The organism is Winogradskyella sp. A2 (assembly GCF_046762865.1).
GTDB lineage: Bacteria > Bacteroidota > Bacteroidia > Flavobacteriales > Flavobacteriaceae > Winogradskyella.
Genome location: NZ_JBKQXM010000001.1, coordinates 63,370 through 77,586 on the forward strand (window position 1 = coordinate 63,370; position 14,217 = coordinate 77,586).

Annotated in this window: 13 protein-coding genes; 8 read left to right on the forward strand and 5 right to left on the reverse strand. The window is 34.1% G+C overall.

Going from position 1 to position 14,217, the window contains the following annotated elements:
* Nucleotides 1–3: 3 nt before the first annotated feature.
* Both ACFWV9_RS00305 and ACFWV9_RS00310 read left to right on the forward strand, forming a co-directional pair.
* A complete protein-coding gene (locus tag ACFWV9_RS00305) occupies nucleotides 4–1,710 on the forward strand; it encodes a sodium:solute symporter family transporter (protein ID WP_411893232.1) in 1,707 nt (568 codons plus the stop codon).
* A gap of 4 nt (nucleotides 1,711–1,714) precedes the next feature.
* A complete protein-coding gene (locus ACFWV9_RS00310; RefSeq protein WP_411893233.1) occupies nucleotides 1,715–2,833 on the forward strand; it encodes a glycerate kinase in 1,119 nt (372 codons plus the stop codon).
* Here the strand turns inward: ACFWV9_RS00310 and ACFWV9_RS00315 are convergent.
* The 3 genes from ACFWV9_RS00315 to ACFWV9_RS00325 are packed head-to-tail and all read right to left on the reverse strand — an operon-like array spanning nucleotide 2,817 to nucleotide 4,380.
* A complete protein-coding gene (locus ACFWV9_RS00315; RefSeq protein WP_411893234.1) occupies nucleotides 2,817–3,089 on the reverse strand; it encodes a DUF3098 domain-containing protein in 273 nt (90 codons plus the stop codon). The genes ACFWV9_RS00310 and ACFWV9_RS00315 overlap by 17 nt on opposite strands.
* Nucleotides 3,089–3,448, reverse strand: coding sequence for a hypothetical protein (locus ACFWV9_RS00320; protein WP_411893235.1), 360 nt, complete (start codon nucleotides 3,446–3,448; stop codon nucleotides 3,089–3,091). The genes ACFWV9_RS00315 and ACFWV9_RS00320 overlap by 1 nt, the downstream gene beginning before the upstream one ends.
* Before the next feature lie 53 nt (nucleotides 3,449–3,501).
* Entirely contained in the window at nucleotides 3,502–4,380 is an 879-nt protein-coding gene (locus tag ACFWV9_RS00325) for a cell division protein FtsX (protein WP_411893236.1), read from the reverse strand.
* A gap of 123 nt (nucleotides 4,381–4,503) precedes the next feature.
* On the opposite strand from ACFWV9_RS00325, the gene ACFWV9_RS00330 reads away from it, so the two are divergent.
* From ACFWV9_RS00330 to ACFWV9_RS00345, 4 genes are all read left to right on the forward strand, one after another.
* Nucleotides 4,504–7,542 carry a leucine--tRNA ligase gene (locus tag ACFWV9_RS00330; RefSeq protein WP_411893237.1) on the forward strand — a complete coding sequence of 1,013 codons (3,039 nt, stop codon included), beginning with the start codon at nucleotides 4,504–4,506 and terminating at the stop codon, nucleotides 7,540–7,542.
* Between the two features lie 17 nt (nucleotides 7,543–7,559).
* Entirely contained in the window at nucleotides 7,560–7,916 is a 357-nt protein-coding gene (bamE, locus tag ACFWV9_RS00335) for an outer membrane protein assembly factor BamE (protein ID WP_411893238.1), read from the forward strand.
* A gap of 231 nt (nucleotides 7,917–8,147) precedes the next feature.
* A complete protein-coding gene (gene ald, locus ACFWV9_RS00340; RefSeq protein ID WP_411893239.1) occupies nucleotides 8,148–9,248 on the forward strand; it encodes an alanine dehydrogenase in 1,101 nt (366 codons plus the stop codon).
* A gap of 94 nt (nucleotides 9,249–9,342) precedes the next feature.
* Nucleotides 9,343–10,038, forward strand: coding sequence for a zinc metallopeptidase (locus ACFWV9_RS00345; protein ID WP_411893240.1), 696 nt, complete (start codon nucleotides 9,343–9,345; stop codon nucleotides 10,036–10,038).
* Nucleotides 10,039–10,088: 50 nt separating this feature from the next.
* On the opposite strand, the gene ACFWV9_RS00350 is transcribed toward ACFWV9_RS00345, so the two are convergent.
* Nucleotides 10,089–10,559 carry an Lrp/AsnC ligand binding domain-containing protein gene (locus ACFWV9_RS00350; protein WP_411893241.1) on the reverse strand — a complete coding sequence of 157 codons (471 nt, stop codon included), beginning with the start codon at nucleotides 10,557–10,559 and terminating at the stop codon, nucleotides 10,089–10,091.
* 56 nt (nucleotides 10,560–10,615) lie between these two features.
* Nucleotides 10,616–11,986: a saccharopine dehydrogenase family protein gene (locus ACFWV9_RS00355; protein WP_411893242.1), complete on the reverse strand. Its 1,371-nt coding sequence runs from the start codon at nucleotides 11,984–11,986 to the stop codon at nucleotides 10,616–10,618.
* Nucleotides 11,987–12,067: 81 nt separating this feature from the next.
* On the opposite strand from ACFWV9_RS00355, the gene ACFWV9_RS00360 reads away from it, so the two are divergent.
* Together ACFWV9_RS00360 and pckA are read left to right on the forward strand one after the other, a co-directional pair.
* Nucleotides 12,068–12,457, forward strand: a complete 390-nt coding sequence (locus ACFWV9_RS00360) for a DUF423 domain-containing protein (protein WP_411893243.1) — start codon at nucleotides 12,068–12,070, stop codon at nucleotides 12,455–12,457.
* Nucleotides 12,458–12,521: 64 nt separating this feature from the next.
* Nucleotides 12,522–14,141, forward strand: a complete 1,620-nt coding sequence (gene pckA / locus ACFWV9_RS00365) for a phosphoenolpyruvate carboxykinase (ATP) (RefSeq protein ID WP_411893244.1) — start codon at nucleotides 12,522–12,524, stop codon at nucleotides 14,139–14,141.
* The last annotated feature ends 76 nt before the right edge of the window (nucleotides 14,142–14,217 follow it).

A 14,217-nucleotide genomic window follows, 5' to 3' on the forward strand; every position in this document is an offset into this window, starting at 1 on the left:
ATTATGAATTGGTTAGACTATACCGTAATTGCTATTTATCTCATAGGTTTTATTGCCATGGGTTATTTCTTTAAGGATAATAAAGATTCCAAAGACTATTTCTTAGGTGGTAAAAGTTTGGGTTGGTTTCCATTGAGTTTATCTACCATGGCTACACAGTTGTCTGCAATAAGTTTTATATCTGCACCAGCTTTTGTAGGATTGAAAGCGAATGGTGGTATGAAATGGCTCACATTTGAATTTGCGGTACCATTGGCAATGATAGGGATTATGTTCTTTATTATTCCACCACTATACAAGTCTGGCATTGTTAGTATATATGAGTATTTAGAGCAACGGTTTTCTAAATCTACGAGAAAAATAATTAGTGTTGTTTTTCAAATAAGTAGAGCTTTAGGAACAGGTGTCATGGTATTTACAATGGCACTGATTATACAAGCCGTAGTTGGGATTAGCTTCCATTATACATTAATAATTATTAGCGTCGTAACGCTTGTTTATTCATATCAAGGCGGTATGAAAGCTGTGGTTTGGGGAGACGCTATACAAATGATTATACTTTTTGCAGGTTTAGTTATTTGCTTGATTGTTGGATATTCATTATTAAAAGATACTGGTACTTTTAATGGATTTGATGAAAGTAGATTACAAGTTATTGACTTTTCAAATCTCGGATTTTTTAGTGGTGATGAGTATGGATTTTGGCCAATGCTTTTAGGCGGTTTATTTATGTATTTGTCCTATTATGGTACTGATCAGACACAAGCACAGCGTTTGCTCTCGGCTAGAGATGAAGGCACTATAAAGAAACTTCTAATGGCCAATGGCTTACTTCGTTTCCCAGTTGTTTTAGTGTACTGTATAATGGGTTTAATAATTGGTTATTTGGTAAGTAATATCCCAGAGTTTTATGAAAGCATAGAAGAGACAACACGACTCCATTATCCGGCAGAATATGCTAAGTCTGGAATTAAGCCAGATTTAATGATTCCAGTATTTATAACCAACTACCTTCCGAATGGACTAATAGGGATACTTATGGTTGGTGTTATGTCAGCAGCAATGTCATCACTGAGTTCAACAATAAATTCTTTAAGTGCCGTTACTATCGAGGACTTTTTTAATAGTGGCGAAAGGAAACTATCAGGAAAGAAATATATGTTTATCTCTAAAGGTCTAGTGATATTTTGGGGTTCTGTTTGTATTCTAGCAGCCTATTTGTTTGGGAATAGTGAAAGCACAGTTATAGAATTAATTAATGCGATTTCATCACTCTTTTTTGGACCAATTTTGGCAGCTTTTATCATTGCTATTTTCTTCAAAAAGGTAAATCATATTGGTATGAATGTGGCGATTATTATATCTGTAGTAGTTAATCTAGTATTTAAATATCTGCCTGAATTGGTCTATCTCTTTAACCAAGGAAGTTTTTATTCTGGTAATGTTTCAATTCATCAAGCTTTAGCAGATATTGGTATTATTAATGTTCCAGATTTATTCTGGATATGGTATAATCTAACTGGTTTTGTAATTGCAGTTGTTTTGGCTGTTATAGTAAGTAAATTAACCGGTAAGGTACCTGCAAAACAAATGAAATTGCAGTACACATTTAATACTAAAGAATTAGTGCAAAAGGAGAGTGTCATATTAATTGGCTTCTTTGTGTTGATATTAGTATTTAGTTATTTCTTACCAACAATTTTGGGTTAACTCTATGCGAATAATTTTAGCACCAGATAAATATAAAGGATCAATAACGGGTTTAGAGTTTTGTGATATTTTAGAACCAATTCTTCAAAATCATCTTGATGCAGAAATTATCAGATTACCATTAGCTGATGGTGGTGATGGTACTATTGAGGTTATTGATTTTTACTTGTCTGGAGAGACCATTACCGTCCAAGTTAGCGATCCATTATTCAGACCAATTGAAGCGTCATTTTTGTTTTCAGATTCCACCAAAGTAGCTTTTATTGAAATGGCAGAATCCTCAGGTTTAAAATTATTGAAACCAGAGGATCAAAATTGCATGAACACTACAACATTTGGAACTGGAGAATTAATTCTTCATGCTTTAGATAAAGGTGCTCAGCATATTATTTTAGGTATTGGTGGTAGTGCTACTAACGACTGTGGTATTGGTATGGCATCAGCATTGGGCTATGAGTTTTTTGATAAAAATGATAATGAAATTATACCAATTGGTAGAAATCTTACGGAAGTTAAAAGAATTGACGATTTTCAAGTAGATAAGCGCTTGGCTGAAGTAAAAATTCAGATTGCGTGTGACGTAAAGAACCCTTTGTATGGACCACATGGTGCGGCACATATTTATGGAAAACAAAAAGGTGCTAGTCATTCTGAAATCAAACATTTAGATAATGGTTTGCGACAATTTTCAACTGTATTAGATAAGTATTTTAATTTATCAACTCAAGAAATTGAGGGTGCTGGTGCAGCTGGTGGTATGGGTGCTGGAACTGTAGCTTTTTTAAATGGAGAACTAATACCTGGGATTGAATTAATTATGCAAATAGCCAATTTTGAAACTAAGGTCAAGGGAGCAGATTGGATAATCACTGGTGAAGGAAGATTAGATCAACAGACCTTATCTGGCAAGGCTTTAATCGGTGTTATCAATATGGCCAAACAACAAAAAATTAAGATAGCTTCATTTTGTGGAAGTACAGATTTAAATCCAAATGAAATTAGAGAAATGGGTATAAATTATAGCAGTACAATAATGGATAAGGCTAATAGTCTAGAAGATGCCTTAAACGATACAAAGTTATATTTAGGCCAGTTAGCAGAAGATTTTATTTCTTCCCTTTAGATTTCTTTTTATCAGGATTCAGAAGAATGGCATATACCTGAATTCCAAAACCAATCAAAACTAAAGTAGGTGCCAATCGGATACGTCTCCAACTAAAAATTGATGGGTCAAAGACATTAGGGTCATCACTTCCGCCTCCTGCCATTAATATAAAACCAACAGCAATAAAGGCTAATCCTATAAATAACCATTTATAGTTTTTCTTTCCAAAAATGAACTCTGCCTTTGATTCTTGTTTTCGTTTTTGTTCTCCCATTAGTTGTCAAATTCTGTAAAGATGATTTCATCTCCAATAGCCAATTGTGAAATATGTTCTGAGGTGATACCACCCAATACTTTAGCTAAGTGCAAAGTAACAGTTTTATTTAAAACTTTTCTCTTAAGAGAATCTAAATTTAATCCTTGTTCTAGACCACGGTTAATATAATAGAAATCTGTACCATCATCTTTAAGGACTATATCAAAGCTTGAACCTTCTGTAATTTTTGTGATTTTCACATTAACAATAACACAATCTTCAGGAGATAGGTTTTGAATAATGCAGGACTTCAATAAGAAGAAAAATGCAACAATTAATGACAAACCAATAATGGAAGACAGTAAGGGTTTTTTCATAAATGTTGGTTTTCAATACTAACGATAACAAGTAATAATTATTTAGCCAAAATTTAATAATATAGCTGATCTGTCTTAAGATTCAAGAAGCGCTGTGTAGCGATAAAAGTACTTATCCAAGTTATGACAACACCTAAAAGAAATATACCTATAAAAAGGGTAATGATTAATATGGTGTTTCTAAGTAATTCTAATTCTGGGAAGGTCAAATCTAAATAGTAAAGTACAACGGCCATACCCATTAATGCTAAGATTGCTCCAATAATTCCAAGTTGAACACTCTTCCTAATAAAAGGTTTTCTAATAAAGCTTTTAGTAGCTCCAACCATTTGCATAGTTTTAATAATAAATCGTTTAGAATAAACAGCTAATCGAATAGAACTATTTATTAGGAGGACAGCAATTAATGTAAAAACACCACTAATTATCAATACCCAAAACGTTATCTTTTTAACATTGTCATTCATTAACTCAACCAAGTCATTATCGTAGCGAATTTCTTCAATAAAAGATTTGTTAGATAAGCCTTCAGATATTTCGGTAAGATTTTCAGTAGTTACATAATCTGCTTTCAGGTAAACATCGATAGAATTTTTAAGCGGATTATAGCCCACAAAATCCATAAAATCCTCTCCTGTTTCGGCTTTCATAAGAGCAGCAGCTTCTTCTTTAGAAACATAAAGTGCTTCTTTTGAGTAGTCTGCCATAGCCAAACTTTTCTTCAATTGATTGACTTCTACCTCTTTTGCAGTGTCATTTAGGTAAATTGTCATAACCACTTGTTCTTTGAAGTGGTCAGCTACTTTTTTAGCATTAATGACTAACAAACCAAGACAACCTAAAAGAAAAAGTACCAAGGCTATACTTATCACTACGGAGATGTAAGATGAAATAAGTTTACGCTTTTGGTATTTGTCAAAGGATGAGGCCATGTAAAACGGATTAATGCTGTAAAAATAAAAAACAATTTAGTTATCTAGAGTATTACAACGTTTAGTTTTTAATTGTGTTGTAATACCACTAAATTTGCACCTTATTTCAAGGAAATGTCGGTAATGAGATACGAGTTCAACAAGATTGAGGAAAAGTGGCAAAAGTATTGGTCGGATCACCAAACCTTTAAAGCTGAAAATAATTCAGACAGACCAAAATATTACGTTTTGGATATGTTTCCTTATCCTAGTGGTGCAGGTTTACATGTTGGTCATCCATTGGGTTATATTGCTAGCGATATCTATGCACGATACAAGCGTCATAAAGGCTTCAACGTGTTACATCCTCAAGGTTATGACAGTTTTGGGTTACCAGCTGAACAATATGCCATACAAACTGGTCAGCATCCTGCGGTTACAACTGAAGCAAATATTAGAACGTACCGTAGACAGTTAGATCAAATCGGATTTTCATTTGATTGGAGTAGAGAAGTACGTACTTCAGATCCTAAGTATTACAAATGGACACAATGGATTTTCATTCAGTTATTTGAATCGTGGTACAACTACAACAGTGATAAAGCTGAGAATATTGAAACTCTAGTTGAGATATTTCGATCAGAGGGAAATGCAACTATAAATGCAGCTTGCGATGATGATATTGAAATTTTTTCTGCTGAGGAATGGAAAAACTATTCATCTGAAGAGCAACAAGAAGTCCTGTTAAAATATAGATTAACCTATTTAGCAGAGACCGAAGTAAATTGGTGCCCTGCACTAGGCACGGTATTGGCTAATGATGAGATTATTAATGGAGTTTCGGAACGTGGAGGTCATCCGGTTATACGTAAAAAGATGACGCAATGGAGTATGCGCATTTCTGCCTATGCTGAAAGATTATTGCAAGGCTTAGAAACTATTGATTGGACAGACTCGCTTAAGGAAAGCCAGCGTAATTGGATTGGTAAATCAGTCGGTGCTTCTGTTACTTTTAATGTGAAAGACTATGAAGCAAAAATAGATGTCTTCACAACGCGACCTGATACAATATTTGGAGTTTCATTTATGACTTTAGCTCCTGAGCACGAATTGGTATCAAAAATCACAACAGATGAACAACAAGCAGAAGTTGAAGCTTATGTTGAAGCTACAGCAAAGCGATCTGAGCGCGATAGAATGGCAGATGTTAAAACTATTTCTGGTGTCTTTACGGGAGCATATGCTGAACATCCATTTACAAAAGAACCAATCCCGATTTGGATTGGTGATTATGTATTAGCTAGCTATGGTACCGGAGCAGTTATGGCAGTACCTTGTGGAGATCAACGCGATTATGATTTTGCCAAACACTTTAATATTTCAATACCAAATATTTTTGATGGCGTTGATATTTCAGAAGAAGCCTTCGCATCAAAGGATAATGTAAAGATTGGAAATAGTGATTTCCTTGATGGTTTAAATTATAAAAAAGGGACTAAACGTGCTATTTATGAATTAGAGCAAATAGGTCAAGGACAAGGTAAAACCAATTACCGTTTGCGTGATGCAGTTTTCTCAAGACAACGGTATTGGGGCGAACCATTCCCTGTGTACTATAAGAATGGATTACCTCAAATGATTGATGAAACGCATTTGCCATTAACACTACCAGAGGTTGAAAAATATTTACCAACAGAAACAGGTGAACCACCTTTGGGCAATGCCAAGGTTTGGGCATGGGATACTAGTTCCAATACGGTTGTAGATAATAACAAGATTGATGATGAAACTGTATTTCCTTTAGAGCTAAATACTATGCCAGGTTGGGCAGGTAGCTCTCAGTATTTTAATAGATATATGGATCCTCAAAATGATGAGGAAATTTTTTCTCAAGATGCTATTAACTATTGGCAACAAGTAGATTTATACATTGGTGGTAGTGAGCATGCAACAGGACATTTGCTGTATTCTCGTTTTTGGCAAAAATTTATGTTTGATAAAGGTTATGTGCCATATGATGAATACGCAAAGAAATTGATTAACCAAGGAATGATCTTGGGAACGAGTGCTTTTTTCTATATTTACGACGGTGGCTTTGCAAGTAAAGATGCAGATTCAGAAAGAGATTCATCAAAGAACTTAATCTTAAGTAAAGATGTAATTGAATTTATCAGTGAGCACAATAATTTATTTCATGATTTATGGAATAGAGCACCACAACCAGATGATGTTATTTTGACCAATTATTCCATAAATAATGAGGCCTTAATAAAAGTAAAGAATTTATATAATGAACTGTTAGACGCCGCTAAAAAGTTAGGTTTTATTTCCATTGCATGGTTGAGAGGGGTATTTCCTGTTAGACCCATTCACGTTGATGTATCTTTAGTTAATTCATCAGATGAGTTAAGGGCTGAAGATTTAATAAACTGGAGGCCAGAATTTAAAGATGCAGAATTCATATTAGAAGATGGTGTTTATAAGGTAGGTAGAGATGTTGAGAAAATGTCTAAGTCTAAGTACAATGTTGTTAATCCTGATGAAATCTGTGAGCAATATGGAGCTGATAGTTTAAGACTGTATGAAATGTTTCTTGGGCCCTTAGAGCAATACAAACCTTGGAATACAGCTGGGATAACAGGTGTGCATAGTTTTCTTAAGAAACTGTGGAAACTGTATGTTGGGCAAGATGGTTTAAATGTCAATGAAGCAGAACCAACAAAAGACAATTTAAAGACTCTACACAAAACGATAAAGAAAGTAGAAGAGGATATTGAGAATTTCTCATTCAATACATCGGTTTCAACTTTTATGATTGCTGTAAATGAGTTAACGGCTCAGAAGTGTACGAGCAAAGATATTCTTAAACCATTATTAATTCTTATCTCACCCTACGCACCACATATATCTGAAGAATTATGGGAGAGATTAGGCAATTCTGAATCAATTTCTACTGCAACATTCCCAGAATTTGATGAGAGTCACTTGGTAGAGAGTAGCAAGAACTATCCAATTTCTTTTAATGGTAAAATGCGATTTACCTTAGAATTACCGTTAGATATGAGTAAGGAAGATATTGAGAAGGCTGTCTTGGCTTATGAAAAAACTCAAGATCAATTGCAAGGACGTACACCAAAGAAAGTAATTGTTGTACCTGGGAAAATTGTGAATATAGTTGGATAGTTAGAAAAACCGGAATGATGATAAAGCTCAAAAGAAACGATAAGATTGGATTGATTTTCTTTTTAGCATTTATTATTAGTATGTCTTTTTTCTATTTTTTTGAAGAAAGATTTGATTCAGAAAATTGGAAAACGCAAAATTCTAAGCGTTATAAAATGGCTAATGATATTGTAGAGGAAAAATTACTCCTAGGGAAAACTAAGGATGATTTAATTCAACTATTAGGAAAGCCAGACTTTTCAGAATTTAACAATGACAATACTTTTATTTATCATTTAGGTACACCACCTAGTTTTTTTGATGCAGAACCTCAACAATTGGTGGTCAAATTTAATAACGAAATAGTTGTTGGAGTTGCAGTTCTACAAGAATAAAAATATAGTAATTCAATAACTCAAAATTTTCTAAAATTCACTTTATCGAATCAATATTACATACGTCTATTGATGTATTTATTTGAAAATGAACTTTTTGTTGCAAACTTTTTAATTTTCTTCATTTATAATAATAATTCCATAAAAAAAGGGTTAGGTCAATATCTAAATTTGGATTATTGAAAATTTTAATGGTATTTCACATACCTATTAATCTCAAAATCTATTACAATGAACATTGGAGTTCCAAAGGAAATCAAGAACAATGAAAACCGGGTTGGTATGACACCAGCTGGAGTTTTCGAACTTATTAAAAATAATCATACGGTTTATGTACAAAAAGAAGCTGGTTTAGGAAGTGGTTTTTTTGATGATGATTATCGTGAAGTAGGTGCAATAATATTAGAAACTATCGAAGAGGTTTATTCCTCTGCAGATATGATTGTTAAGGTTAAGGAGCCTATTGCAGAAGAATATCCGCTTATAAAATCACATCACGTTGTATTTACTTATTTTCATTTCGCATCTAGCGAACCATTAACTAAGGCGATGATACGTAGTAAAGCGGTTTGCATTGCCTATGAAACCGTTGAAGATGAAGATGGAACTTTGCCGCTATTAACGCCTATGTCTGAAGTCGCTGGTAGAATGGCTATTCAGCAAGGTGCTAAATATTTAGAAAAACCAATTAAAGGAAAAGGAGTACTTCTAGGTGGAGTACCTGGAGTTCCGCCAGGGAAAGTTCTTGTTTTGGGTGCAGGAACAGTTGGTATCCAGGCAGCTAAAATGGCTGCTGGTTTAGGTGCACATGTTACTATTATGGACATAAATATGAAACAGTTGCGTTATGTTAATGATATAATGCCAAAGCATGTGGTTACAGAATTTTCCAGTGAATTCAATATTAGAAATAGAATAAAAGATCATGATTTAATTGTCGGAGGTGTATTAATAAAAGGTGCAAAAGCTCCTAAATTAATTACGAGAGACATGCTTAAGGAAATGCATCCAGGAACTGTTATTGTTGATGTGGCAGTGGACCAAGGAGGTTGTATTGAGACTACCAAAGCAACAACGCACGAGGATCCAACATTTATTATTGATGATGTGGTGCACTATTGTGTTGCTAATATGCCAGGTGCAGTACCTTATACATCTACCTTAGCATTAACTAATGTAACGTTACCCTATGTTTTGCGTTTAGCAAATCAAGGATGGGAAGTTGCATGTGCAAAAGATCAATCATTAAGAAAGGGTCTTAACATTGTTAACGGTAAGATTGTATATAATGAAATTGCCGAAGCTTTCAACTGGTCTGTCGAAGCCATGTAATTTATTACTGACCTGACAAATTTTCTTAACTCAAATTTGGCGCATTTTTTGTTATTCATTTAGTAATTTTACAATAACTAATAGTTAAAAAATTATGTTTGGATATTATATATTAATAGGAGCAATAGCTCTTGTAAGTTGGTTGGTTAGTAATAAATTAAAGCAGAAGTTTGCTTTTTATTCAAAACGACAACTGCAAAATGGAATGAGCGGAAGGGAAATCGCTGAGAAAATGCTTGCTGATAATGGAATTTATGATGTTGAGGTAATTTCGGTTAGAGGGCAGTTGACAGATCATTATAACCCAAAAAATAAAACAGTAAATCTTAGTGAAGCTGTGTACAATCAGCGCAATGCGGCAGCTGCAGCTGTTGCGGCTCATGAAGTTGGTCATGCAGTGCAACACGCACAGGCTTATAGTGCTTTAGGTATGCGTTCTGCATTAGTACCAATTGTTAGTGTTACATCAGGAATGTCACAATGGTTGGTAATTGGTGGATTGGTACTTGGTGCCGCTGCAGGAGTTGGTTTAGGTTATTGGGTTGCAATAGCCGGACTTGCATTTATGGGATTTGCTACACTTTTTAGTTTTATTACTTTGCCAGTTGAGTATGATGCAAGTAATAGAGCATTAGCATGGCTTAAAAACAAAAACATGGTAAATCAGCAAGAATATGAAGGCGCTGAGGATGCTTTAAAGTGGGCGGCAAGAACTTATCTAGTAGCTGCTATAGGTGCTTTGGCTTCACTGTTATATTGGGCCTTACAGATTTTTGGCGGGAGAGATTAATTAAAAACCTTATATAGATTGAAAGCACTGATATTTCAGTGCTTTTTTGTTTAAATTTTTATTTGTCTATTTATCTGTTGCTGCAAGGATATAAATGTTTCTGTTCTAGAGACACCTTTAATAGTCTGAATTTGAGAATTAAGAACATGCATTAAATGCTCATTGTCTTTTGAGAGAATTTTAATAAAAATACTCCATTCGCCAGTTGTATAATGGCATTCAATAACCTCAGGTACTTTTTGTAATTGTTTTACAGCATCAGGATTACTTACAGCTTTGTCTAAATAAACACCTACAAAAGCCATAGTTGTATACCCTAAGACTTTAGGATTAACAATAAATTTAGATCCAGCCAGCAAACCAGATTTCTCTAACTTCTTAAGTCGTTGATGAATTGCAGCTCCTGATATTCCAACGCTTCTGGCGATTTCTAATATTGGTGTTCTGGCATCTGCCATTAATGCTCTAAGTATCTTTTTGTCGATACCATCAATGAAAATACCTTTATCGTTATCCTTCATCCTTAGTTTAATTTAAATATGAAAGTTAAAAATAAGGAAATGATTTCAAATTGAAATTATTCAAGATTTAATGGGTTGTAACCTAAGTAGGGTACTTTTTTCTCATTGAAGACCACACCATAGGATTCGAGTTCCTCTAATATTGGAGTATAGACCTCTTTTGAAATAGGAATTTGTACACCTGCTGTTGTAATTTTTTCATTCAAAATATCTAATGTTGCCATTGCAACTGGTAGACCTACTGTTTTAGCCATAGCAGTGTAAGTTTGGTCTTCACCAACAACAACCATTTTAGCATCAATTTGACGTTTTTCGCCTTCAATTTCATAGCCGAATTTGTGATACATCACAATCATATCCTTATCATTTTCGTTCAATGTCCAACTATCCATTAAAATTTTCTGAAGAATTTGAGCTGGTGTAGCTTTTTGCAATTCCACCATTTTAGTGGCACTGAACAAGTCTAACTCTAAAAACTTATCCCAAACAATGTCGTCTTGATCAATTTTTAAAGCATGTCTAAATTTAAGTTCAACAGAGTCAGTTGGGCTATATGGTAAAAATGAATTTACAAAATCACGATAACTCATATTAGCACTATCTTCTATGGTATAACTATCATCTGTCATCCCAAGCTGGACAAATACATGCCATGCTTTGCTAAAGCCAACGCGTCTCATTGTGCCACGATACAATGTTTTAGTATTATCTAGTCCATAAGAGTGTTGATACTTTAGAGAATCTCTATTAGCGTAGGCCTCAAATCTGCCAAATCCCTCTACTTCTAAAAATTCGGTACGTCTAAAGAGTCTGTGGTATGGGATATATTTAAACTGGTTTTCTTGCAAAAATTTGGCTGCGCCACCTTGTCCAGCAACTACAACATTTCTCGGATTCCAGGTAAATTTATAATTCCAAAGATTGTTATCGCTTTCAGGAGCTACAAGACCACCAGTAAATGATTCAAATAAAATTATTTTCCCTCCTTTATCTCTAATACGATCTATCACTTGCATGGCACTCATATGATCAATTCCAGGATCTACACCAATTTCGTTCATAAAAATTAAACCATTGGCTTTTGCTTCTTCATCAAGTGCTTCCATTTCCTTACTCACATAAGATGCAGTTACCATGTGCTTTTTAAAAGTAATACAGTCCTTTGCAACCTCGGTGTGCATTCTTGCTGGTAACATAGAAACAACTATGTCTGAATCTTTAATAGCCTCCTCGCGTGATTTAGAGTTGAATACATCCAAATTAATTACAGCTACATTTTTTGTATTCTTTTCTAAAAGTTTAGTTGCATTCTCTACATTAATATCACCAATTGTAATATGTAGATTTTCAGTGGTAGATTTATCTACTAAATACTTTATAAGATAGGAGGATGATTTACCTGCACCAATAATTAAAATCTTTCGCATAATGGCTTTATATGACTAATTTTGTATAGCACGAATGTAATAAATACAAAAGGGAATTTAAATGAAAATTGCAGTTTAATTATGAACAAAACAATTTTAATTACAGGCTCAATTTTGGGTGTATTAGGGATTATTTTAGGTGCATTTGCTGCACATGGATTAGAAAAATTAATTGATAAAAATGCGATAGAATCATTTGAAACTGGTGTACGATATCAATTATATCATGCATTTTTTCTTTTAATTATTGGAGGGACAAATTTTTTAAAAGAAAAGACTAAAAAAGAGATTTTCTATCTTGTGTTGATTGGTCTAATTTTCTTTTCTGGTTCCATTTATGGCCTTTCCACAAATTCACTTACAAATTTTGATATTAAGACCATTGCAATTGTAACACCTTTTGGGGGAATGCTCTTAATTTTGGCTTGGGTGCTGATGTTAATCGGTATAATAAGAAGTAAGGTCGATTAATGATTTTCTTATCCTTTTTTATAAAATAAAGTTTTAATTTTGCGACCTAAACAATACTAAAATTATGGCAAACCATGCTTCGTCAACGAAAACGATTTCGTTAGATAAATATGGCATTAAAAATGCTCAAATCCAATATCAATTATCACCAAAAGATTTGCAGGCTAAAACCATTGAAGGAGAAATGGGTAGAGAAACTAACAACGGTACCTTAGCAATTAATACCGGTAAGTTTACCGGTCGCTCTCCTGAAGATCGATTCTTGGTAAAAGATAATTATACTAAGGATAAAATATGGTGGGGGAAATCTAACAAACCAATTTCTCCTGATGATTTTGACTTTTTGCAAAGCGAAGTAGAAAATTATTTAAGCGGAAAAGAACTATATGTTCGTGATGGATATGTATGTGCAGACCCAAATTACAAAATGAATGTAAGAACAGTAACTGAGTATCCTTGGTCTAATATGTTTATTTATAACATGTTTTTAAGACCTGATGAAGAAGAACTCGAAACATTTAAAGAGGAATGGTTAGTACTTTGTGCTCCTGGTTATGTCTGCCATGAGCCGGAAAAACATGGATTGAGACAAGGGAATTTCTCCATTTTAAATTTTACAAAAAAGATTGCACTTGTTGCTGGTTCTGCCTATACAGGTGAAATGAAAAAAGGAATATTTACTGCATTAAATTTCATTTTACCAGTAGAAAGAAATGTTTTACCAATGCATTGCTCTGCCAATGTCGGAGATAATGGAGAAACAGCTATTTTCTTTGGTTTATCTGGAACAGGAAAAACAACATTATCTACTGATCCTAATAGAAAATTGATAGGAGACGACGAGCATGGTTGGACGGAAGAGAACACCATCTTTAATTTTGAAGGCGGTTGTTACGCCAAAGTAATTGATTTAAGTGAAGAAAAAGAACCAGATATATACAGAGCGATTAAACCTGGAGCCATTTTAGAGAATGTGATTTTCAAAGAAAATGGAGAGGTTGATTATATGGATAGTACAATTACCCAAAACACACGTGTGAGCTATCCCATATACCATATAGATAATATTAAGCAACCTGCATTTGCTGCCAATCCAAAGAACATTTTCTTTTTAACGGCAGATGCTTTTGGTGTTTTACCTCCAATATCTAAGTTGACACCATCTCAAGCGGCATACCATTTTATTTCTGGTTATACCGCTAAAGTAGCTGGTACTGAGGCAGGTGTTGTAGAGCCACAGCCATCTTTCTCTGCATGTTTTGGTGCACCTTTTATGCCATTGCACCCTACAAAATATGCAGATATGTTAAGTAGAAAAATGAAAGAAGCAGGTGTAAATGTATGGTTGGTTAATACTGGATGGACAGGAGGTCCTTACGGTGTGGGAACAAGAATGAAATTAAAATATACACGTGCAATGATTACTGCTGCGCTTAATGGAAAACTAGGGAACTATACTTACGAAGACTACCATATACATTCGGTATTTGGTGTTGCACAACCTAGAACATGTCCTGGTGTTCCAACAGAAGTTTTAAGTCCACGAACAACTTGGAATGATGATGATGCATACTACAAGATGGCGTTTAAACTTTCTAACTCGTTTAGACATAATTTTAAAAAGTTTGAATCTTATGCTTCTGAAGAGGTAAGACGTGGTGGCCCTCAGCGCTATGCTTTCTAATTAATTCCTTAGGAAATATCAATAAAGCGATTCAATTTGAATCGCTTTTTTTGAATTGTAATTGTTTGATAATAAA